We start from the raw sequence: 23,210 nt of genomic DNA, 5'->3' as shown, positions 1-23,210 counted from the left end.
TATGCGCGAGCTTACGGTCGACCTAGGTGAACGTTCTTATCCGATCTATATTGGTGAAGGCCTCCTGAAGGAGGCTTCCTCCTACTTCATAAAGCATGGTATTAGCAAGAAATCCCCGCTGCTCATTATTACGGATAGCCGCGTAGCCGAATATCATCTTGAATCATTTGAATCAGAGCTAGCGGAAGCGGGGTTTCAGACAGCAAGCGTTATCGTGCCATCAGGTGAAAGCTCCAAATCGCTGTCTATGCTGGAGTCTCTCGTTACGAAGGCGCTGGAATGCGGACTTGATCGCAAATCTGCAATCATTGCATTAGGCGGCGGTGTTGTCGGTGATTTAGCGGGTTTTGTAGCCGCATCCTATATGCGCGGCATTAAATTCGTTCAGGTTCCTACGACCATTCTTGCGCATGACAGCAGCGTAGGCGGCAAAGTGGCGGTTAATCATCCGCTTGCCAAAAATATTATTGGTGCATTTCACCAGCCGGAGCTGGTTTTGTACGACCTCAATACGCTTCAAACGCTTCCTCCGAGAGAGGTGAGCGCGGGATTGTCCGAGGTTGTCAAGCATGGCCTGATCTGGGATGCAGAATTCGCGGCTTGGTGCGAGGAGAATGCAGAGAAGCTGCTTGCTCTTGATGCAGAAGCGCTTGGATATGCCTTGTACAAAGGCTGCAGCGTAAAGGCGGCAGTGGTTTCCAAGGATGAACGCGAGAATGATTTGCGCGCAATATTGAATTTAGGCCATACGATTGGACATGCGTTAGAAGCGGTTGCCGGTTATGGCGAGCTGCTTCACGGCGAAGCGATTTCCATCGGCATGGTTGGCTCCGCACGGCTAGGGCTGCGTTACGGGGCTTCTGAGGACGTGTATACCGTAACTAAGCGAGTGCTTGCTAAATCAGGTCTACCCGTACGTCTGCCCGATCATTTCGACGTCGATAAGATCATGGATGCTATGATGCATGACAAGAAGTTTTCCGAGGGAACGATGGTGTTTGTCGTACCTACTGAAATAGGCAGGGTGGAAATCAAATCAGATGTGCCTGTGCAGTGGGTACGCGAAATAGTAGAGCAATTAAAGCTGGAGGTGCAGCCGTAATGAGCGTAAGAGGAATTCGTGGTGCAATTACCGTTGATGCGAACGAGGAGCAGCCCATTCTAAATGCGACAATCGAGATGTTGAACGGGATTGTTGCTGATAATGAAATCGTTCCTGATGATATCTGCAGCGTGTTCGTGACGGTTACGAATGATTTGGATGAGACTTTTCCAGCAAGAGCGATCCGTCAGATGAAAGGCTGGGAGCTTGTCCCGCTTATGTGTGCGCTGGAGGTTCCAGTTAAAGGAAGCTTAGAGCGCTGCATTCGTCTAATGGTTTTGATCAATACAGATAAAACGCAGGCTGAGATTCGCCATGTTTATTTGAATGGAGCGCAGGCATTGCGTCCTGATCTTTCCAAGGCCTAATATTACTATAGCTCATAAATGCAAGAAATCCCTTTGTTGACGCACAGCTGTTCGTTGTTGTATATTTAGTAACGTAAGTGAGAGTAGCAGAGCCGTTTTATGAGCTGAGTTGAGATGAGTCAAGACTAGTTGAGAGTAGCAGAGTGAAGCACGCAGTGAAATGGGAACGAACGAAAGAGCTGAACGACCAATTGCGCATGCGCATATCCGGTTGTAAAAGTGCTGTTTCATCCTATCCACAGCAGTGTCTTTTCCGCTTACACACTTCCGTCATCATCTAAACCAACGCTCCTGCTCTGGCAGGAGCTTTTTTTGTACGCATTGATAGATTTTTTGATCGCAAAGGGAGATGTTTCGAAAATGACAAATGAGCTGCAGCACGTTATCCGTCTTGCCAGTCAATACAACTTAATTCCAATCGTTCGCTATATGATGGCGGATACGGAAACGCCAATTCGGTTGTTTCAGCATTTTGCGAAGGAGGATCATGCCTTTCTCCTAGAGAGCGTAGAAGGCGGTGCGAAATGGGCGAGACATTCGTTCATCGGAACGGATCCGTTCATGATGCTGTATGGCAAGAACGGTGAGATGGTACTCGAGCGCAGCGGCGAGAAGCATGTGCTGAGCGATAAGCCAATCGAGCTGCTAAAAGCTCATTTGCGTTCCTTCCGCAGTCCCTCGCTACCGGAGCTTCCGCCGTTCACAGGCGGGGCAATTGGCTTTTTCGGATATGATCTGCTGCAATATTACGAGAAGCTTCCGGCACACCGAATCGATGATCTCAACATGAATGACATGCAGTTTATGTTCTGTGACCAGGTTATCGTATTTGATCATTTCAAGCAGCAGCTGCAAATCGTCGGCAACGTACATATTGCAGACGGCGCAACGGATGCTGAGATCGCGAAAAGCTACGAGGCGGCGATTGCGAAGATTGATGCAACGATCGAACGGCTGCAGCAGCCGATCACGACTCCAGTGACAACCGGCAGCTCCATCGCGGCTGATTATGAGCTGGGAGACATTCAGTCAAATGTAACGAAAGAGCAATTTATTTCGAATATTGAACAGGCGAAGCAATATATTCGCGCAGGCGATATTTTCCAAGTCGTGCTATCGCAGCGTTTTAATATTGATACGGACATCGACCCTTTGCATGTGTACCGAGTTCTTCGCACGATGAATCCTTCTCCTTATATGTATTATTTGAAGATGGGCGAAGAGGTCATTGTCGGGACGTCGCCAGAGGCACTTGTAAAGGTTAATGGAGACCGTGTGGAAACGAGACCGATCGCGGGCACGAGACCTCGCGGAAAAACACCGGAGGAGGATAAGGCACTCGAGCTAGAGCTACTGGCAGACGAGAAGGAACGTGCAGAGCATCTGATGCTTGTGGACCTAGGCCGCAACGATATCGGGCGTGTATCGGAATTCGGGACAGTGAAATGCGACTCTTTCATGGAAATCGAACGGTATTCTCACGTGATGCACATCGTTTCCAATGTTTCCGGCAAGCTGCATAAGGACAAGGACTTCTTCGATGCTTTCGTATCCTGTTTGCCTGCCGGTACCGTTTCGGGCGCACCTAAGCTGAGAGCGATGGAAATTATTGCAGAGCTGGAGAACGAAGCACGCGGCGCGTATGCAGGCGCTATTGGCTATCTAGGCTTTGGCGGCTCGATGGACACTTGTATCACAATCCGCACCATTATATTCAAACACGGCAAAGCGTACGTGCAGGCCGGCGCCGGCATCGTATGGGATTCGGTTCCCGAGAGCGAGTATATGGAAACCGTGAATAAAGCAAAAGGTATGCTGAAGGCAATACGAACGGCAGAAGCGATTTTTGCCCAGCCGAAGAGCCAGCAGGAGAGCTACAACTCCATTAATTCGGACTACTACGTTAAGGCTGGAGAGGGGCTTGGTCAATAATGCAGGCAACCGTGGCCATTACGATGCAGTCAGCTCTTAGTCAATTGATTAGTGGAAACAGCCTAACGCGTGAGCAGGCAAATGCGGTTATGAATATTATCATGAACGGCGAGGCTACCGATGCGCAAATCGCTGGCGTTGTAACGGCGATGCGGATGAAGGGTGAAACGAAGGACGAAATAACCGGGTTCGCAGAAGCGATGCGCGCGCATTCGAGCCACCTCCTAACCGAGCAAGAGGGCTTGCTCGATACTTGCGGCACAGGCGGCTCAGGCATCCATAAGTTTAACATTTCGACGGCATCGTCTATCATAGCTGCTGCGGCTGGAATCCGCGTTGCCAAGCATGGCAACCGGGCGATGTCCGGCAAGACGGGTAGCGCGGACGTATTGGAAGCGCTTGGCGTCCAGATTACGATTACGCCAGAGCAAGCAGCACAATGCTTGAATGATATCGGTATTTGTTTTATGTTCGCTCAGCTGTATCATCCATCGCTGCGCCATGCATCAGTTCCGCGCAAAGAGCTGGGCATTCGGACGATTTTCAATATGCTGGGTCCACTTACGAACCCGGCAGGCGCAGACAGGCAGCTACTGGGCCTGTACGACCGAGCTCGTACGTCTACGGTTGCCGAGGTGCTTGGTGAGCTAGGCTTGAAACGGGCAATGGTTGTGAGCAGCCACGATGGCTTGGACGAGATTAGCATCTCCGCACCAACGCAAATATCAGAGCTCCTGGATGGCAAGGTGAGAACGTTCGATATTACGCCGGAAGAGCTGGGACTGACACGGTGGCCGATTGCTGAGGTGCTGGGCGGTGAGCCGGAAGTGAACGCAGCCCTTATTCGTGCGATATTCGCAGGTGAGCAGCAGGGCGCGTACAGGGATATCGTCCTAGCGAACGCTGGTGCATGCATCTATGTAGGTGGGTTGGCAGACTCGCTACAAAGCGGCGTTACGATAGCAGCACAAGTGATTGATTCAGGAGAGGCAAAGCGCAAGCTTGAAAGCCTTATTCAAACGACAGGAGAGTTGGCGCATGTTTCTGGATAAAATTGTAGCAACGAAACGGGCTGAAGTAGAAGAACTGGCTTCACGGTTTAATCTGTCTGAGATCGAACGGCAGATTGCCGCTCTTGAGCCATGCCGTGGCTTTGAACACGCGGTATCAGCTGCGGGACGCAAGCGTAGCATGGGTCTGATTGCGGAGGTAAAGAAGGCTTCGCCTTCCAAAGGACTAATCCGGGCAGATTTCGAGCCGGCTACGCTTGCCGCAGCCTACGAATCAGCAGGCGCGGACTGTATTTCTGTATTGACGGACCGTGATTACTTCCAAGGGTCGAATGCTTTTCTACAAGCGGTTAAACAAACGGTAAAGCTGCCGCTTTTACGGAAAGATTTCACCATCGATTACCGTCAAATATACGAAGCGCGTCAAATCGGGGCAGATGCGATTCTTCTTATTGCAGCAATCATGACACCGGCTCAGCTTGGCGAATTCCATGATCTGGCGAAATCGATTGGGCTTGACGTACTGGTCGAGGTTCATAATCAAGAGGAGCTCGAGGGCGTGCTGGAGCTGGATAAAGCTACGTTAATTGGAATCAACAACCGTGATTTGAAATCGTTCGTGACCGATCTCAAAACGACGGAGTCGCTGATCGGATTCATGCCGAAGAACGTGACAGTTATTAGCGAAAGCGGAATTGCGGGTAAATCAGATATGGATTATTTGCATGGGATCGGCGCTCATGGCGTCCTGATCGGCGAATATTTCATGCGGCATGAGGATGTCAAACAATCCGTACAAGACTTAATGGGCGCGGTGGAAGCGGGATGAAGCCGGTACCTCGTATTAAAATATGCGGATTAATGGACACAAAGACGATAATGGAAATGGACGGCTTGCCTATCCATGAGATTGGCTTCATATTTGCACCTAGCAAAAGACAGGTTTCGGGAGCTGCGGCAGCTGAGCTGATCGCTGCTGCCAAACGGCTGAAAGCTGCTGATGGTGAACGTCCATTGACGGTTGGCGTGTTTGTAAATGAAGCTTTTGCAGACCTCGCCGCTATTCAAGCGGAAGTAAAGCTTGATGTCGTTCAGCTGCACGGCAGTGAATCGGCAGAATACTGCAGAGATGTGCGTGAGAAGCTGAATGCACAGGCATGGAAAGTATTTTCCATGAAGAAGGATTCGGAAGGGCGATTGCCTCAATCCGCCAGTGAGAGACTTGCGCCATATCATGGGTCAGTTGACGCTGTGTTGATCGACGCGCCTGGCGGCGGTACTGGACAAACCTTTGATTGGGACTCGATAAATGATTATAAGCAGGCAGCTGGTGAGCTTGGTATAAGACTATATGTAGCAGGCGGTCTTCATGAAGGCAACGTACAGGAACTGCTTAGCGTATATGCTCCCGGCGGGATTGATGTATCAAGCGGGGTAGAGACGAGCGGGCACAAGGATATCGAAAAAATCCGATTATTTGTAAGAAGGGTGATGGAAGCATGACACAGGTACCAGATGAGAATGGACGGTTCGGAAAGTTTGGCGGGAGATACGTACCCGAAACGTTAATGAACGCATTGCTTGAGCTTGAGGAGGCGTATCTTCACTATTCAAAAGATCAGGCATTTAAAGACGAGGTTCATTATTTATTGCACAAATACTCAGGACGTCCGACCTCGCTATACTATGCCGAGCGCCTGTCCGAGCATCTTGGCGGTGCGAGAATTTACTTGAAGCGCGAGGACCTAAACCATACAGGCGCACATAAGATCAACAATACGATTGGTCAAGGCGTGCTCGCTAAACGTATGGGCAAAACGAAGATTATTGCCGAAACAGGCGCTGGTCAGCATGGCGTCGCATCTGCAACGATTGCTGCGCTGCTTGGCCTAGAGTGCAAAGTGTTCATGGGCGAAGAGGATATGAAGCGCCAGCAGTTGAATGTATTCCGTATGCAGCTGCTTGGTTCTGAAGTCGTTCCTGTCTTATCCGGTACGAGAACGCTGAAGGATGCCTGCAATGAAACACTGCGCTATTGGGTCAGCCATGTTGACGATACGTATTACATTTTAGGATCGGTTACAGGACCGCATCCTTATCCGATGATGGTAAGGGATTTCCAACGCATTATCGGCGATGAAGCGCGTAAGCAAATCCTAACAGAAGAAGGCAGATTGCCCGATTATGTCGTGGCAGCGGTAGGCGGAGGCAGCAATGCCATGGGCATTTTCTACCCGTTTGTCAATGATGACAGCGTCAAGCTGCTTGGCGTAGAAGCTGCCGGCAGAGGCGTTGACACAATCGAGCATGCGGCTACGATGACAAAAGGACGTCATGGTGTCTTCCAGGGCTCTATGAGTTATGTGCTTCAGGATGAGCATGGCCAAGTGCAACCTGCTCATTCGATTTCCGCAGGTCTTGATTATCCTGGCATCGGTCCTGAGCATGCTTACTTGAAGGACTCGGGACGTGCGGAATATGTACCGGTTACGGATGCAGAGGCGCTTGAAGCGCTGCAGCTGCTTTCCCGGACAGAAGGAATCATTCCGGCTTTGGAATCTGCACATGCGATTGCCCAGACGATTAAGCTTGCCCCTACACTAGATAAGGATAAGGTCATCGTCGTTAGCCTGTCAGGGCGCGGAGACAAGGACGTGGAAGCGATTATGGGCTATTTGGGGGTAGATAAACATGAATCTCATTGACACGGCGTTCGCACGATTGAAGTCAGAAGGCAAAACGGCGTTAATCCCATTCTTAACGATGGGCGATCCTGATCTAGCTACCTCAGTTGCGATTATCCAAACACTTGAAAAATCGGGCGCAGACATGATCGAGCTCGGGGTTCCTTACTCCGATCCGCTCGCGGATGGTCCCGTTATACAGCGGGCGTCTGAGCGCGCGCTTCTCAATAATAACATTTCCCTTCGGGATTGCATCGAGATTGCTGAGCAAGCCCGGGAAGCAGGCGTGCAGATTCCATTTATTCTATTCACTTATTATAATCCTGTCTTCCAATTCGGGCTGGATGCGTTCTTCGAGCTTGTGAAAAGCAAAGGAATCAGCGGTCTAATTATTCCCGATTTGCCTATTGAAGAAGATGAAGAGGTTCGTCAGCTTGCTGAAGCAGCGAACGTACATCTCATTCCATTGGTAGCTCCTACCTCGAAGGATCGCGTAACCCGTATTTCGCGCAAAGCGAAAGGGTTCGTCTATTGCGTTTCCTCGCTTGGCGTTACAGGCGTTCGTGCCGATTTCCACACTGGGATCGATGAGTTCCTTGGTTTGGTTCGCGAAGCGACAGATTTGCCGATCGCGGTCGGCTTCGGTATCTCCAGCCGAGAACAGGTCGCTCGCTTTGAGAAGCAATGCGACGGTGTAATTGTCGGCAGCGCGATCGTTCGTCAAATCGAAGAGGCTATTCCGCTTTTGAACGACGCAAACAGACGCGAGGAAGGTTTGAAGCAGATCGGTGATTTCGTAGCTTCTCTAAAAGGGTAAAGAACGGCTGCTGTTGGATTCCGTATTTTATCAATCCGTGAGTTAGTCAGCATGAACAGCTCTCTTGTCGAAAGATAAGAGGGCTTTTTGCTGCCTATTAGAAAAAAAGAGGAGCTTGAGCAACCTTAAGCGAGATAAGCTCGTCTGAGGGATAGGTTTCTATGCATGAGGAAAAATATTCGAAGGAGGAAAATTATAGGATAAGTATCTTTTTGTTGTAGGAAGTTATGAATGAGCAATAACTGTTTAAAAAGGCTAGGTATGTAGTTTCTGACCAAGTTTTAGTGAACAGTCCGTTTTGCGGAATTTCTACATAGAATACCGCTGCTTGCGTATTTAATTGCACATCCAACACGTTAAATGTTAATCATATATATTCGTCGAGAACGAATCCAGAGATTTGTGTTAAAAAAACTTTAAAACGTTACACAGATATGAGACAATGGACAACGAGTATGTCTATTAGTCAATGATAAAGAGGTGAACGGCTCATGCAGCCCAAAAGTAATATCGTCCACCTTCCCGTCTATCAACCAGGAAAGCCGGTTGAAGATGTCAAGAGGGAGCTAGGGTTAACAGAAGTAATAAAGCTTGCGTCTAACGAGAATCCGTTTGGTTGCTCAGAGCAGGCGAAAGCAGCAGTGATTGAAGAATTATCGAATTTCAATATATATCCAGACGGTGCAAGCGTGGAGCTAACGGTAGCACTGGCTAAAGAGCTGCAAGTAGAACCTAACCAGATTATATTTGGCACAGGCTCCAGTGAAATTATACTTATGATTAACAGAGCGTTTATCTCTCCCGGAGATGAAACGATTATGGCGGATGAAACATTTCCACAATACAAACATAACGCAGAGATTGAGAATGCTCGCATCGTAGAGGTTCCGCTTAAAGAGGGCAAGCATGATCTGCCTGCGATGGCAGCCCAAATCAATGACCGCACCAAAATCATTTGGATCTGTAATCCGAACAATCCTACCGGAACGATCGTTACTCTGCAGGAGCTAACAGCGTTCATGCAGCAGGTCCCAGCAAACGTGTTAGTTATGTTAGATGAAGCATACGGAGAGTATATCGATGATCCCGAGTTTCCGGACGGCATTCAACTGTTGAAAGAGCATCGCAATCTGATTGTACTGCGTACTTTCTCCAAAATTTACGGATTAGCTGCGCTGCGTATCGGATTTGGCGTGGGACATCCCGATGTGATTCGTTTCACGAACCAAGTACGCGAGCCGTTTAACACTTCCCGCGCAGCGCAAGCGGCGGCGAAAGCAGCTCTTGCGGACAAAGCTTTTATTACGTATTGCCGTGATCAGAACAAGCAGGGACTTACCTATTTATCGGAGCAATTCGACCGTCTTGGGTTGTCTTACTTCCCAGCATACGGGAATTTTATAATGGTAGATGTTAAACGTTCTTCTCCCGAAGTATTTGACGGCTTGCTTCGCAGAGGCATTATTTCGAGACCGCGATGGGCTTATTATCCGAACCATATTCGAATTACAGTAGGAACGCGCGAGCAGAATGAGAAATTCGTTGCAGCCCTAGAACAGGTTTTAGAAGAATCGGCGGTGCAGGGATAAAGTTATGACAACAGTTGCGATTTTTGGTGTAGGGCTGATCGGCGGTTCGATCGCCCTTTGTTTTAAAGGCAAACCAGGCATTACCGTAATCGGACATTCGAACCGGCCTTCTCAGGTTGAGAAATACTTGCAGCGCGGCGTCGTCGATTATGCGACGACCTCAATGCAGGAGGCTGCAGAGCAGGCCGACTTTATTTTTGTATGCGTACCAGTTGGAAATTTAGAGGAATATATCGAGAAGCTGGCTGCTTTTCAGCTTAAGCCTGGCTGTATCATTACGGATGCAGGCAGCACGAAAGCATCCGTTGCTGCATGTGCGAAATCTCTTGATTTTGGGCAAGCTTACTTTATAGGCGGTCACCCTATGGCAGGGTCTGAGCGAACAGGGGTTGAGGCAGCATCCTCGCATCTTTATGAGAATGCTTTCTATGTGCTCACTCCCGACGAGGAGACGCCAGAGGCAGTTGTGGAGCGTCTTGTCGATCTGCTTTCGTACACGAAGGCGAATATTGTTCGCGTGAACGCCAAGGAGCATGATGAGATTGCCGGAGCAATTAGCCATTTGCCGCATATTATTGCTGTGTCGCTTGTCAATCAGATTCGCGGCTACAACGAGCAAAATGACCTATATGAATCGCTCGCTGCTGGTGGCTTCCGGGACATAACGAGAATTGCATCCGGAGACCCGACGCTATGGCGCGATATTCTTATTAATAATCGTCATGTCGTCCTAAAGCTGCTTCATGATTGGAGCAATGAGACGAATAAATTCGTACAAATGCTCGAGAACGCCGATGGCGATGCCATAGCGGGAGCATTCGAGACAGCGGGCAACTTCCGCAGCAAGATGCCCGAACGCCGTAAAGGCATGATTCATTCCGCATTTGACTGTTACGTGGACATTCCCGATCACCCTGGTATTATTGGAAAAATAACTAGCGAACTAGGAAACAGCCTTATTAACCTTAGCAATATCCATATTATCGAGAGTAGGGAAGATGTACCTGGCATTCTTAGGTTATCCTTCCGAAGCCAGGAGTATTTGGACCAGGCCGTCATTCTGCTCACCTCGAAAGGCTACGACGTTCACCTGTAAAGGGTGAGCGTTTTTATATATTCAAACGCTTTCAAAATAATTGATAAAAAATGAAAGCGCTTATTGACAAAGTGGAAGCGTATACATATAATAAAGGTACAGTATGGTTTCTCTCCACTCCTATCCAAATCCTATAGTGCTCATCATGAGTACGGACCACCCTTATGGGTGGTTTTTTTTTAGGCGTATATTACCACGTTTTTTCTGTATCCTGAGTTTATATGATTCATTTCTTCTATTTCTCTCTCACTCAAGTAAATTTCTTTCGTTTTATTTGGAATGATCTTTTTAATAATTAGTTCTGTCATAATTCGAATGAATACCGTAGATAGCACGTATACAAAAGGTGCTGCAGGCATGATGTCACTTGGCCAATCTTCTGCATCTTTTTCGAATGTAAAGAAAAATAACTACGGAGATATGTATACGGAGGAAAAGTATGAGGCTGTGCTCATCAATGATGCGATACTCTACGACAAAATCTTCTCGGATATCGAGGATGATCCCAAGTCGATAGAAGAGTGGAGTTATGCACATAATCCCCATATATTCGAGAATCCAGAAGGGCTCAGTATGTTTAACGGGAAAACGTACGGTGCTACGATTCATTCCTTAGGGAAGCCAGGCGTTTATGAGATTACGTATCGGGCATAAGATAATCCAGGCTTATCCGCATATAGCAAATGGTCAGAGCCCATTACAAAACAGCTCTACGTTCATCGTAGACCGATTGCACTGCCTGATGTACGATTCACTGGCCTGGTCTACGCAGAGGGGGAAGCACTTGATTATGAGACATTTGATACCTCGTATGATCCGGATATTCCGCAGCGGCTGCTGGATAAAGTATTCCGGACGCGCTGGGCTGACGAAACCATTTGGACGACCGGTAAACGGAATTTTTATAGTCGGCCAGGTGTAGAGCTGATTGTACAAGAACAAGTGAAAGATCTGCATGGAGCATGGTCCTATTGGGCGGAACAGTCCATTTATAAACCGGCGTTACCTGTGGTTAATCAGACGAAGCCGGTCATGACCATTACGTATCCAGGGGGAACATCAGCTTCAGCACCAACCGTACTCGACAAGGATCCTACGATTACTTGGACATACGTGGACCAGGAGAACGATCCGCAAGAGCAATATCGGTTATCGTTGAACTACGTTGATAACAACGAAATTGCCCTGTACATCGATTATGCCGGTGCAGAAAAAAGCTTTAAGCTCATCGAGGGGCTCATACAGCCTGGAAGAGTCGTTAAGGTGCAAGGTCAGGTCTACTCAAAAGGGGCTTGGTCAAATCTAAGTAATATTCGATATTTTGTTTTGGATTTGCCTCCAGAGACACATTTATTGTCGTATAACGGCATCGATGCAGCAAATCCGATCTATACCATGATTAACCGGCCACAGCTGCGTGTCTTTACAGTAGATCCAGAAAACCATTCAATAAGTGCGATAGATTACGAAGTGTATCGCGTGTCAGACGGTGCTAAGGTATTCGATACCGAAACGTTCGGCAACAAGTTACACGCCGCCGGTGCTGGCTGACGGTTTATATTACTGGAGGGCTAAGGCGAACGATGGCTTTCTGTGGGGTCCTTATTCGTCGAATGGTTATTTCTTCGTGGATACGGTTAAGCCCGCGGATGTGAATGAGCAGCTAGAGGTGGAGCCCACAGCGGTTAACGTAACGTTTAATGCCTTCAGCGATCCATCGCCATCCTCTGGCCATGCATCACGCACGTTTTATTTGCAGAAAGTGAATACAGATGGCAGCGTAACAAATGTGGACTTAAATAAAGATGGTACGGCAGAGTACAGTATTCCGATTTCCCTGCAGGCTAAGTCGTATCGAGTGACTGGCCTCGTTGCTGGCCAGGAATACCGGCTAACGGTGCTGGACTATGATGTAGCCGGTAATGAAGGCTATTATGCTTATATTCATTTTAGTACCAACCGAGCCCCGACAGCCGACTTTAACTGGTCACCACAGCCGGTCTATGAGGGTGATACGGTTACGATCTCATCTAATGTCAATGATGAGGATGGAGATCCGCTATCCGTAGCTTACGAGCTCACAAGTCCAACTGGAGTAAAGCGTAGCTTTAGCTATACGCTCTTGCGCAGCGGAATGGTTTACCCTAAAACGGGTCCTGTGCTGCAGTTCCTGGAGGTTGGCAACTGGCATGTGAAGCAGACCGTGTCTGATGGCATTGCGGATCCCGTTGTCGTGGCCAAAACGATAGCGGTATTACCACTAGGGATAACGGGTCAAGTCCTTCATACGGCGGATTGGGAAGCGAATCGAATGAGATGAAATCAAGTAAAACCAAAAGAAATTCGAAGTCCATCCACATTCTGGGCCGGTGAACGTTTCGATCTGAAGGCCAGAACAACCGATACAGGCACGAGCACAACAAAGGCAACCAAGGTCGACGTAACAGCTGCGCGAATGGGTAGCACAAGCCTAGGATCCACCGATCAAAAAGCTTGGAATGGATTCATTGGTGCGAAGCAAGCGCAGGTAAAGCTAGAGTCGCTGAAGGATGGAGATTATATCTTTACGTTTAAAGCCACCTATTCAAACGGTGTGGTGAAAGAAACGGACGTCACCATTCAAATTAAAGATAGCTGGACGTCGTTTTTTGAATTTCATAAGGGTTGGTAGGAATGGAGAACGAGATGATGTAGCGTTTGCTACATCACCTTTTTTAATTTGCAAACTAACATTTTCTTCATTTTCAAAGGTAAGGGCATCATTTCCTGAGTTACAACCGATATATAACTTAAAACAAAAACATGGAGATTCTATAATAGTAAGAGCTTCTTCCGCTGGTCCAGCTGGCCAATCTTCAGATCGCAGTAGGAAAATAGGTGGTCATTTCAAATAACAATTATAAATGATTTAAGCATACATGGAAAATGAGAGTTACAGGAGGAATCCTGTAACTTTTACGAGAAAAGAGAACACTTGTTCTGAACTGTGTTGTAGAATTTATTTATTAGAAGCAATTACACCAGGAGGAATAAGATGATATATAACCAAAGCTGTATTGAAGGCGCAAAGGAACATTTAGCAGATAATTCAGTAGATGTATTAATTGCTGATCCACCTTATAATTTGCGATTTGGTGGGACTACGCAAACAAAATCAAAACAGCCAAGATTTGATATTTTAGAAAATGATAAATTATCACCAGAAGATTACAAGCGCTTTTCAATGCAATGGATCTTTCAAGCATATCGAGTGTTGAAGCCTGGACGTCATATTTATGTTTGGATTGATTGGCGTATGTATGCAGATATGGTTATGTGGCTTCGAAATGCAGGCTTTATTATTAAGAATTGTATCGTTTGGGATAAAGAACATATGGGACTTGGCTGGCAGTATCGTTATCGACATGAATTCATTATTTTTGCAGTAAAAGGCGACAAGCGTATAAGAAAAATATCAACTAGAAAACAACCTGATATTTGGTGAGTTCCACGTATCCATGGGAACAAAACAATACATCCTACGGAGAAACCGGTTAAATTACTAAGAGAAATGATTGAGAACAGTAGCGAGCCAAATGAATTAATGGTTGATTTTTTTGCAGGAAGCGGAGTAGCTGAGGTGGCTGCCATTATGACATATCGGTCTTGGCTGGCTTTTGAGATTGATCACCATTGGTTTGAGATTTCTATAGATCGAATAGAGAGTACAAAATTGTTAATAAATCTGGACCTATAAACTAGTTGGATGACTACGCTCCGCTGGAACCTGCGGCTAAGCTGTACAGCACTTATGCCGAGCTCAGCTGCAAGATTATGCATGCTTATATCCTGATAGCGATTCTGATGAATGAAGGCCTTGGCCTGTTCAATAAGTGGATCAGTAAGTTCATCCACCAGATTGACGGGGGAGGATTCCATCTGGCGGCAAAATTGCCAAATATCGTTCAGTATATGATTTTGCCAATACAAATTCTGATCCTCGGTATATCCCGATTGCTGCTATAGGCTATTCAAGTTGTCGGCCAGACGATTCCGGTGCTGAATGACCATCTTGTATACGGATTCGGACAGCTGCTGCTGGACCGTATGTTCACGTGCATTCAAGCCGAATTCATCGTTTGAAACCGAGTCAAGTGAAAATCCGATAAAATGAAACGATAACGCATGAATCACGCTGCGATGAAAGGGAAAGCCCGGCGGACAGACGACCACATCTCCCATTCGAGCTGTTCCCTCTATTTCCGCTATTCGATACGAGAAGCTCCCGCTCTCCACGGCAAACATCACCCATAGATCATAGGTATTTTACACTTAATTGAAACTCGGACTTGCTATCTCAGAAGATATTGTGAGAAAGAATTGGATAAAGGCTGGAGCTGAGCACTGTCATTTTTATCCACCTCCATGATGAAATAAAGTATATGGTTATATGATAGCGTAGTGCATGTTAAATCACTAGCCTCCATATTAAGATAAAGTCAAATCGATGTAGTGGAGGTTTAGCCAGATGAAAATCGAGCATATAAAATCTGATATTACCGTAATTGGCGGAGGGCTTGCCGATGTTTGCGCCGCCGTCTCTGCTGCCCGTCTTGGGCGAAACCGGCATCATGGGTGAAATGTTCACCGAGAACCAATACCGAAACCCCGAAGGGAATCCTTATTTATGGGATCTTGTTGTTCTGGAGACCGTTCGCGCAGAAGAAAATATTCGCTTATTCCTTAACACGGATGTGCATGAGGTGAAAGCGGAAGGACCGGAGCTTGACCGGGTCATTCAAAGCGTAACAGGATGGATGATGGGCTCAGAGCGTAAAATTCGTTTCGAGAGCAGCATGTATATCGATTGTACCGGCGATGGCCTTGTTGGTTTCCTTGCCGGAGCGAAATACAGAATCGGCCGCGAAGCCAAGGATGAGTACAACGAGGATTGGGCGCCGGAGGTGGCGGATGACATTACGCTTGGCAGCACGCTGCTGTTTTATACGAAGGATGCAGGCATGCCGGTCAAATATATCCCGCCAAGCTTTGACAAGGATATAACGCAAACGACGATTCCAATCACAAACGAAAAAAAGTGCATTACCTCATAGAAGCGATTACTACTAACCAAATAAAATTATGCATAGAGGCAACGAATGGATGTCCTCGTGCAGAGGTTTTCGAGATCAGAGTCTATGGTTGAATCGGTTAAATAAAGATATGGGAGAGTGATAGGTTATGAATAAGCCGCTGAGTCTCGATCCAATTTTTAATGATCATATGGTTATCCAACGGAATAAACGATTTTTAGTCTGGGGAACAGGGACAGATGGCGATAAAGTGACAGTGACTTGTCGCGGTGTAAGCGGTTTTGCTGTGATACATGAGGGCCAATGGAGTGTAGCGTTTCCAGCTATGGGTGTTGGGGAAGCTTGTGAGCTGATTGTGGAAACGGCTGAAAGCATCATTAAGCTGGTGGATGTTGTATTTGGAGATGTCTGGTTGGCAGGCGGACAATCGAATATGGAGTGGTCTTTGAGTAGTAGTGATCAAGCTGAACAAGCTATAGCTGCTGCGGACGTACCTTTATTGCGTTTCTATGCGGTGCCGAAGCTAGCTTATGAGCAAGAGGGAATACAAGTGACAAGCATGTGGAAAACATGCACGCCACAAACGGCAGGGGACATATCTGCGGTCGCCTATTATTATGCGAGAGCACTGATCGACTCCGAGCAAGTGCCGATCGGGATTATTGGTTGCAATTGGGGAGGGACCTCCGCTTCTTGCTGGGTGGCGGAAGAAGTTTTGGAGGCAGATGCAGAGCTTTCTATTTATACCAAGGAGTTTACTGAACAAATGGAAGGCTTTGATTGGCAGGAATTTGAGCAGGTAAGCAGAAAGTATGACGAGGATGTTGACCATTATAATCGAAAGAGCGAAGCGGGATATAAGGGGGAAGAGCTTGGGCAGTATCCTTGGCCGCCTCCATTAAGCCCTCATTCTTTTATGCGTCCCTGTGGGTTATATGAAACGATGCTGCGGAAGGTGTTCGCTTTTGCGATAAAAGGTGTGATTTATTATCAAGGCGAAGCTGATGTCGATCGATCAGATTTGTATAGTAAATTGCTAGAGGTCTTGATATTAGATTGGCGCAGACAATGGGATGATCCCGAGCTTCCGTTTCTATTCGTGCAGCTGCCTATTTTTGATCATAATAACCCTATGGGGGAACAATGGCCGCTGCTTAGAGAGGCGCAGCAGCAAACAGCCAATCGGGTTCCATTCACTGCAATGGCTGTGATCTTGGAATGTGGAGAGCCGGAAGATATTCATCCTCTGGATAAGAAGCCGGTCGGTGAGCGTTTAGCTTTACTGGCATTAGATAAAGTATATGGCAGAGCGGTTAAGAGCTCAGGGCCTGTTTATCGTGAGATCAGAATAGAGGATGGCCATGCTGTTCTGCATTTTGATCATGCAGAAACAGGACTGTTGATTCGTGAAGGGAATCGATTAGTCGGTTTTGAAGCAGCTGGTGAGAGTGGTGAGTTCCTGCCTGTAGAGGCGGAAATTCATGGGAATACGGTAAGGGTCAGAAGTGATAAAGTCCGCATACCTCGGTTCGTACGATATGGCTGGTCCAATGTCACCTATGCAAACCTGATGAGTGCTGAAGGTCTGCCTGCTGCTCCGTTTCGGACAATATGATAAGTTAAGATCGTTGTCAGTTAATAAAATCAAGGAAGAGGCTTCTCAACTCATTGTATAAATGAGCTCGGAAGCCTCTTTTTTATTTTGTGATATGCTTTTGAATTTCGGTAACCAGCCTTTGGCTGATGTCCAGCATGCCGAACGGAGAAGGATGAACGAGATCGGCGGAGAGACCTAGATAGCCGGGCAGCAAATGGGTGCCGTCGAGATAGATGACTCGAGGCATATGCAGTGAGGCTACTTTATCGCGAACGATATTTCGGAAGATTGCCGCTTTCTGTGGCGATACCAGATCATTGTAATTGGTAAACATATCGATGCAGAAGATCCAGCGGTGCGGATGTGCATGCGCCACTGTCTCGATAAAATAATCGATACGTTCGGCGAATGTCTCGGGAGACCATATACCGATCACATTAATGCCCATCTCAAGTGTTGCTATTTCCCAATCATCACGAGAGGCGATATAATCCGCCATCTCCGGCTCCATATGAGCGCTGCCGGCAAAGCCCAAATTGATGAGATCCATCTTCAGCAATCGGGCGGTATTCATTGCGTAAGTTTCGGAAGGCGCGACAGAACCACCGCCGTGCGTAATCGAGGAGCCGTATGATAACATTCTCCGAGAAGGAGCTTGGTCCGGTCTTGGTGGTGAAGTGTCTCCATCTAAGCTGATGAACAGAGTTGGGCAGTCATAGGGCAGTAGGATGCGGATTAAGCTCGGGTCGTAGGGAATATTGAAGCGCTGCGTTAACTGCCTGAGCTCAGATAGCTGTGGAGAAGCATGCACAACAATTTCGGAATCTGATAGCCCGATATGCTGCGGACACAAATCATACGATCCTTGAAAACCGCCATGGTACACCTCGGCAACGCCGTGCAGCGAGATAGCGGAGTTAGGCAGTTTCCGCAGTACGACTCGTGCTTTCTCACTGTGCAGATTAAACCGTATTTCCACACCGCAACCATTGAAAGCGGTCCGTTGTGCGTTTTCATTTAAGGCTGATCTTAGAACCTCTGGTACTCTGCTAAGCTTCATTCCCTTGTCGCCTTCTGTTGCTACTAATGCTTGTACGTTATACAGCTCGAACTTCTTCATCAACATCAGCTTACCGCCTCCTTGAGTCATCCCTTTTGGATAGACATTAACGCTGAGAATCTTACTTTGTCAAGCTAGTGAAATTAAGACCTTAGGAACAGAAAATAGGAGCATAAATACACTTCATTTATATTCAAACGATCATTTTTAACTAATTTTGTGATACATGATGCAGAGATTTATTGATTATGCGAAATTCGTAAACGCGTTATGCTATTAACATAAAGTAGAAGGAGGTGATCAACATGAGTAATGTATCTACTCAAGAACAAGTATCGAACTTGAAAGGCAGCATTGCTGCTGAGCGGAGATTTCGTCTTTGGAAGGACATATGGCGGAGCCGAGCTTTGTATTTGATGTTGTTGCCAGGTTTGATCTGGTATGTGATTTATAAATATGTGCCTATGTATGGGTTAATCATTGCATTCAAGGATTATGACATTGTGGGTGGACTTTGGAACAGTCCCTGGAGTAATCCATGGAACAAATATTTCCTGCAATTTTTCAATTCTCCTTATTTTACCGAAATCTTGGGGAATACCCTTTTGATCAGTATATATAAGTTGATCTTTGGAACATTACCTCCCATTTTTCTAGCTATTTTGTTCAACGAGTGTAGAAGTCGATGGCTCAAAAAATGGGTGCAAACGATTAGCTATATGCCTCACTTCCTGTCATGGGTCATCATTTACGGAATCGTAATTGCTCTTTTATCTGAGACATCGGGCATTGTGAATCATTTGCTTGTCAATTCTGGCTTCAAAGCGATCCCATTCATTACCTCAACGGATTGGTTTCGCAGCTTGTTGGTTGGAAGTGATATCTGGCAAAACATTGGATGGGGAGCCATTATCTACATGGCGGCGATGGCCTCGATAGACAACACGCTCTATGAAGCCTGTCGGGTGGATGGGGGAGGACGCTTACGAATGATCTGGCATATTACACTGCCCGGTATTCAGACGACCATCGTGCTCCTGCTCATTTTAAAGATCGGTCACATTATGGAAGGGAGCTTCGATCAAATCTATATCATGTATAATACGCAGGTGTATAAAGTAGCTGATATTATCGACACATGGGTGTATCGAACAGGGCTCCAACAGATGAATTTCAGCTTGGCATCCGCCGTTGGTTTATTCAAATCGTTGATTGGCATGATCCTTATCCTGATAGCGAATAGAGTAGCTAAAATATGGGGGGGATCGATATGGTAAGAGGCCGTTCCGATCGAATATTCGATCTATTCATTTATGTCGTTCTAGTATTGGTGGCGATATCTGCTATTCTTCCTCTTCTCTATGTACTGTCTATCTCGCTTACGCCGTATTCAGAAGTATTAAAGAATGGTGGATTTATTCTCTTTCCGAAGTCTATTACTTTCGATGCCTACAAGGAGTTGTTCGCCGACTCGGTCATTCCTAAGGCATTCTGGGTAACCGTGTTTGTAACGGTAGTGGGCTCGTTCATTAACATGGTGCTGACGATCCTGATGGCTTATCCGTTAAGCCGCAGAAAGCTCCGCGGCCGTACGTTTTTTCTAATGATAGTCGTATTCACGATGTTGTTCAGCGGCGGACTTATTCCTACTTATCTAGTTGTTCGAGATACTGGACTGATGAATACCGTTTGGTCGATGATCGTGCCTAGCGCAATCTGGACCTTCAACCTGTTGATCATGAAAAGCTTCTTCGAGAGCTTGCCCGAGGAGCTGCACGATTCCGCGCGGATAGACGGTGCGGGAGAAACGACGGCGTTAATAAAGCTGGTGCTTCCTTTGTCGATACCCTCTATCATGACGGTGAGTCTTTTCTATATGGTGGGGCACTGGAATGATTTCTTCTCCGCGGTTCTGTATATTACGAACAAGGAGCTATATCCGCTTCAGGTTATTGTTCGCAATCTATTGCTCGAGAGCTCGAATTTGAGTCAGCAGACTGACGTGACTCTACCGACTGTAACGCTGCAGATGGCAGCTGTTATATCGGCAAGCCTGCCTATTATCCTTGTGTACCCGTTCGTCCAGAAGCATTTTACAAAAGGGATGTTGATCGGTGCAATCAAGGGTTGATTGATAGGAAGCCATTTTTAATACTAAACAATGAAAGAGGTAATCGGAAAATGAAAAAGCAAAAATGGACTTTAAGCGCTTTCGTCAGCATCTTATCTTTATCGCTTGTGTTAGGGGGATGTGCACAAAACGAAAGTGGCAATAATAGTACGCCGACTGCATCCCAGGAACCGACCAAAACCTCGGAAGCTCCGAAAGCACCGACAAAGCTCGAAATAACGAAAGTTGGTTGGGGAACCAAGCTGCCGGATGCAGGCAATGACTTTATCAAGCAAGCGCTAGACGAGAAACTGAATGTCGATATTACACTCACTTCACCAGCGTCACCGGATGATTTCAAAAGCCAGCTGAATACTAGAATAGCTGCCGGCGATTACCCAGACATTATGGAGCTTGACAGCCGCGCCACGCTGCAGATGCTGGCGGAAAAAGGAGCGCTGCTTGATCTTACGCCTTACCTTGATCGATTAGGGGAAGTAAAGACGATGGTCGGGGATGATAGTTTTAAGAAAGGCGTTTTTGACGGCAAAACGTTTGCGATCGCTAAAACACAGGCCTTGATGACAACCTCTTATTATATTCGAAAAGACTGGCTTGAGAAGCTAAAACTTGAAGTGCCAACGACAACTGAAGAACTTCTGAAAGTGGCTAAAGCGTTTACGGAAGAGGACCCGGACGGAAACGGCAAGAAGGATACATTCGGTATTTCCGGGCTTGGTTGGCAAACATTCGCTCCAGTCTTTGGTTCATTAGGCGTTCCATCTCTGGATATGGCTACTGGCGTTTATATCAAGGATGGGAAATCGATCACTTCTCCGCAGGACCCAAATATGAAAGCAGCGCTTGCTGAAGTTAAGAAGTTTTTTGATGCTGGTGTTGTAGATCCGGAAATATTCAGCAATAAAGGTACGGCTGCTTCAGACAAAGGGATTAAAGGCCAGGTTGGCATTGTCTTCATAGATTGGGGTGCATTTATCCGTAAAGAAGGGGCCGAGAATGTTAAAGCAGCCAATCCAAATGCAGAGTGGATGATGGTTCCGACGATTAAAGGTCCTGCTGGTCAAATCGAAGGTCCTTACGATGTAGGGTCAACATCCGGGCTGATCGCGTTGTCGAGGACGCTCGAGAAGGATGAGGAAAAGCTGCAAAAAATATTCGACCTTCTTAATTATGTTTCTTCGCCAGAAGGTTCTCAATTAGTGCAGTACGGCATTAAGGATAAGCATTTTACGACCGAAGGCAGTAAGGTGAAGATATCTGAGCTTGGAGCTGCAGAAGCAGGCTATATCTGGTTGTATCAAATAACGGGCCGTCCCGAATCTGAATATCTTGCAACAAAATTCGACTACGCAGCCCCTATCATTGATCAAGCCTCCAAGCTGAACAGGCTGAACCTGTATAACGGCTTCATAGATCTTCCAAGCGACTTTAATGCCGCTGACGCATACCGCTATATTGGCGATTTGTCTATGGAGATTGTATATGGGAAAAAACCGATTGACAGCTTTGACAGCTTGGCTGGTGATTTAAACAGCAAGTTTAATTATCAAGTATTTATGGATCAGGCTAGCAAGCAGATGAAGGAGCTCGGCTTCATTCAATAATATACGATCTATTATTGCACCCTGCTTGGCGAATAAACCTCTCTATCAACGTAGTTGCTTCCAGCTTCAAATGACTTCGAGAGAGGTTTATCGCGCTGTATGTGGAAAGGAGGAAATGATGATTTACCAAAACGTAGAGCTGCATAACGTTGCTGAGGTTGTAAGCATACCGGGCAAAGCTGGTGTGCTGCTGCAGCGTTTACCCAAGGAGGTGCTCGTACAGGTAAGAGAAGCAGCACAAGCCGAATATAAGCAATCGGCATGCTGTGAAATTCGTTTCGTCAACGACTGGAAACCGGTCAAAGTAACCTTGTCTAGCTGCAGTGATTCTACACGTGCATATTTATATTTCGGAGACTTCGCGGCTGGCAGCTACCTCATTGGCAAGGAGCCGACGACTTTGGAGATCTCTGTTCCGTCACCGGCCTTATTACCATTGGAGCGGGTCGGACGCGCAGCTGGTACTTTTGCACCGCAGGTGTGGAGACTGCTCTTTCAAGGCGGAGAAATACACCTTATCCATGTGGAAGGTGATCGTATACGCCCACCTCGCAAGGATGAGCTGCCGTCACTGCGTTACCTTGCCTACGGCACTTCTATTACCCAAGGGATTGCTGCTAGTCATCCAGCGCTAGCTTATGTGAAACAAGTCGGCTGGCGATTGCATGCCGATGTGATCAATCTCGGCGCTTCAGGAGCTGCCTACTGTGAGCCGGCGATTGCCGACTACATAGCGGACTGTGATGATTGGGATATCGCTTCGCTATGCGTCTCGGCTAATATGCTGAACCAAGGCGTATCCGCAGCCCACTTTGAAGAGCGTGCAGGTGATTTCGTACGTAGGATAACAGATCGACATCCAAGTAAACCGATCGTTTGCATTGGACTTTTTCCTATATTCTATGACCTTGGTCTATGTTGGCCAGCTCGTAATCCGGCAGCGACTGCGGATGAATATCGGGCTATACTTCAGTCCATTACGGAAGATTCTGTGCTGTCGAATGTTCATTATATAGATGGACGAGAGCTGCTTAAGTCTACTTACGGGCTTTCTCATGATCTACTCCACCCCGGTGACCATGGCATGATTGAAATCGGAGAGAATTTGGCAACGTTTATGAAGGTGCTTCTCTAGTAACAAGTAAAGT

22 protein-coding genes and 2 pseudogenes are annotated in these 23,210 nt (G+C 46.9%); 22 read left to right on the top strand and 2 right to left on the bottom strand.

Annotated elements, in window-relative coordinates; translation table 11 throughout:
* Position 1 precedes the first annotated feature (1 nt).
* From aroB to AB4Z29_RS05305, 16 genes and pseudogenes are all read left to right on the top strand, one after another.
* Positions 2 to 1,102 (top strand): 3-dehydroquinate synthase, encoded by a 1,101-nt coding sequence (aroB, locus tag AB4Z29_RS05380; protein ID WP_441942070.1) that lies wholly within the window; start codon positions 2 to 4, stop codon positions 1,100 to 1,102.
* Complete coding sequence (gene aroH, locus AB4Z29_RS05375; RefSeq protein WP_183567740.1) at positions 1,102 to 1,470, top strand: chorismate mutase; 369 nt, start codon at positions 1,102 to 1,104, stop codon at positions 1,468 to 1,470. The genes aroB and aroH overlap by 1 nt, the downstream gene beginning before the upstream one ends.
* Before the next feature lie 360 nt (positions 1,471 to 1,830).
* Complete coding sequence (trpE, locus tag AB4Z29_RS05370; RefSeq protein WP_441942069.1) at positions 1,831 to 3,402, top strand: anthranilate synthase component I; 1,572 nt, start codon at positions 1,831 to 1,833, stop codon at positions 3,400 to 3,402.
* A complete protein-coding gene (gene trpD / locus AB4Z29_RS05365) occupies positions 3,402 to 4,454 on the top strand; it encodes an anthranilate phosphoribosyltransferase (protein ID WP_441942068.1) in 1,053 nt (350 codons plus the stop codon). The genes trpE and trpD overlap by 1 nt, the downstream gene beginning before the upstream one ends.
* Positions 4,441 to 5,241: an indole-3-glycerol phosphate synthase TrpC gene (gene trpC / locus AB4Z29_RS05360; RefSeq protein WP_441942067.1), complete on the top strand. Its 801-nt coding sequence runs from the start codon at positions 4,441 to 4,443 to the stop codon at positions 5,239 to 5,241. Before trpD ends, trpC begins: the two co-directional genes overlap by 14 nt.
* Positions 5,238 to 5,915, top strand: a complete 678-nt coding sequence (locus tag AB4Z29_RS05355; RefSeq protein WP_441942066.1) for a phosphoribosylanthranilate isomerase — start codon at positions 5,238 to 5,240, stop codon at positions 5,913 to 5,915. The genes trpC and AB4Z29_RS05355 overlap by 4 nt, the downstream gene beginning before the upstream one ends.
* Positions 5,912 to 7,117 carry a tryptophan synthase subunit beta gene (trpB, locus tag AB4Z29_RS05350; RefSeq protein ID WP_441942065.1) on the top strand — a complete coding sequence of 402 codons (1,206 nt, stop codon included), beginning with the start codon at positions 5,912 to 5,914 and terminating at the stop codon, positions 7,115 to 7,117. The genes AB4Z29_RS05355 and trpB overlap by 4 nt, the downstream gene beginning before the upstream one ends.
* Positions 7,104 to 7,913, top strand: coding sequence for a tryptophan synthase subunit alpha (gene trpA, locus AB4Z29_RS05345; protein ID WP_441942064.1), 810 nt, complete (start codon positions 7,104 to 7,106; stop codon positions 7,911 to 7,913). The genes trpB and trpA overlap by 14 nt, the downstream gene beginning before the upstream one ends.
* A gap of 491 nt (positions 7,914 to 8,404) precedes the next feature.
* Positions 8,405 to 9,502: a histidinol-phosphate transaminase gene (gene hisC, locus AB4Z29_RS05340; protein WP_441942063.1), complete on the top strand. Its 1,098-nt coding sequence runs from the start codon at positions 8,405 to 8,407 to the stop codon at positions 9,500 to 9,502.
* Between the two features lie 4 nt (positions 9,503 to 9,506).
* On the top strand, positions 9,507 to 10,598 hold the full coding sequence (locus AB4Z29_RS05335; RefSeq protein WP_441942062.1) for a prephenate dehydrogenase: 1,092 nt from the start codon (positions 9,507 to 9,509) through the stop codon (positions 10,596 to 10,598).
* Between the two features lie 357 nt (positions 10,599 to 10,955).
* Complete coding sequence (locus tag AB4Z29_RS05330; protein ID WP_441942061.1) at positions 10,956 to 11,252, top strand: hypothetical protein; 297 nt, start codon at positions 10,956 to 10,958, stop codon at positions 11,250 to 11,252.
* Positions 11,253 to 11,606: 354 nt separating this feature from the next.
* Positions 11,607 to 12,149 carry a hypothetical protein gene (locus AB4Z29_RS05325; protein ID WP_441942060.1) on the top strand — a complete coding sequence of 181 codons (543 nt, stop codon included), beginning with the start codon at positions 11,607 to 11,609 and terminating at the stop codon, positions 12,147 to 12,149.
* Complete coding sequence (locus AB4Z29_RS05320; protein ID WP_441942059.1) at positions 12,088 to 12,918, top strand: hypothetical protein; 831 nt, start codon at positions 12,088 to 12,090, stop codon at positions 12,916 to 12,918. Before AB4Z29_RS05325 ends, AB4Z29_RS05320 begins: the two co-directional genes overlap by 62 nt.
* A 135-nt stretch (positions 12,919 to 13,053) precedes the next feature.
* Positions 13,054 to 13,269 (top strand): hypothetical protein, encoded by a 216-nt coding sequence (locus tag AB4Z29_RS05315; protein ID WP_441942058.1) that lies wholly within the window; start codon positions 13,054 to 13,056, stop codon positions 13,267 to 13,269.
* 363 nt (positions 13,270 to 13,632) lie between these two features.
* Positions 13,633 to 14,334: pseudogene (locus AB4Z29_RS05310) on the top strand (DNA-methyltransferase).
* A gap of 5 nt (positions 14,335 to 14,339) precedes the next feature.
* A complete protein-coding gene (locus AB4Z29_RS05305; RefSeq protein WP_441942057.1) occupies positions 14,340 to 14,603 on the top strand; it encodes a hypothetical protein in 264 nt (87 codons plus the stop codon).
* On the opposite strand, the gene AB4Z29_RS05300 is transcribed toward AB4Z29_RS05305, so the two are convergent.
* Positions 14,598 to 14,873 carry a hypothetical protein gene (locus tag AB4Z29_RS05300; RefSeq protein ID WP_441942056.1) on the bottom strand — a complete coding sequence of 92 codons (276 nt, stop codon included), beginning with the start codon at positions 14,871 to 14,873 and terminating at the stop codon, positions 14,598 to 14,600. The two genes, AB4Z29_RS05305 and AB4Z29_RS05300, sit on opposite strands and share 6 nt — an antisense overlap.
* A 232-nt stretch (positions 14,874 to 15,105) precedes the next feature.
* On the opposite strand from AB4Z29_RS05300, the pseudogene AB4Z29_RS05295 reads away from it, so the two are divergent.
* Positions 15,106 to 15,661 (top strand): annotated as a pseudogene (locus AB4Z29_RS05295) (FAD-dependent oxidoreductase); the annotation flags it as partial.
* A gap of 157 nt (positions 15,662 to 15,818) precedes the next feature.
* Entirely contained in the window at positions 15,819 to 17,285 is a 1,467-nt protein-coding gene (locus AB4Z29_RS05290; RefSeq protein WP_441942055.1) for a sialate O-acetylesterase, read from the top strand.
* A gap of 82 nt (positions 17,286 to 17,367) precedes the next feature.
* On the opposite strand, the gene AB4Z29_RS05285 is transcribed toward AB4Z29_RS05290, so the two are convergent.
* A complete protein-coding gene (locus AB4Z29_RS05285) occupies positions 17,368 to 18,393 on the bottom strand; it encodes an SGNH/GDSL hydrolase family protein (protein ID WP_441942054.1) in 1,026 nt (341 codons plus the stop codon).
* Positions 18,394 to 18,743: 350 nt separating this feature from the next.
* Between AB4Z29_RS05285 and AB4Z29_RS05280 the strand changes: the two genes are divergently transcribed.
* The 4 genes from AB4Z29_RS05280 (at position 18,744) to AB4Z29_RS05265 (ending at position 23,197) form a co-directional block, all read left to right on the top strand.
* A complete protein-coding gene (locus AB4Z29_RS05280; protein WP_441942399.1) occupies positions 18,744 to 19,604 on the top strand; it encodes an ABC transporter permease in 861 nt (286 codons plus the stop codon).
* A complete protein-coding gene (locus tag AB4Z29_RS05275) occupies positions 19,598 to 20,458 on the top strand; it encodes a carbohydrate ABC transporter permease (protein ID WP_441942053.1) in 861 nt (286 codons plus the stop codon). The genes AB4Z29_RS05280 and AB4Z29_RS05275 overlap by 7 nt, the downstream gene beginning before the upstream one ends.
* A gap of 50 nt (positions 20,459 to 20,508) precedes the next feature.
* Complete coding sequence (locus AB4Z29_RS05270; RefSeq protein WP_441942052.1) at positions 20,509 to 22,062, top strand: extracellular solute-binding protein; 1,554 nt, start codon at positions 20,509 to 20,511, stop codon at positions 22,060 to 22,062.
* A gap of 115 nt (positions 22,063 to 22,177) precedes the next feature.
* A complete protein-coding gene (locus AB4Z29_RS05265; RefSeq protein ID WP_441942051.1) occupies positions 22,178 to 23,197 on the top strand; it encodes an SGNH/GDSL hydrolase family protein in 1,020 nt (339 codons plus the stop codon).
* Positions 23,198 to 23,210 lie beyond the last annotated feature (13 nt).

Source organism: Paenibacillus sp. 2TAB23 (assembly GCF_052115165.1).
Classification (GTDB): Bacteria; Bacillota; Bacilli; order Paenibacillales; family Paenibacillaceae; genus Pristimantibacillus.
Note: the sequence above shows the minus strand (reverse complement) of the source record. Positions and strands in the feature narration are given on the sequence as shown.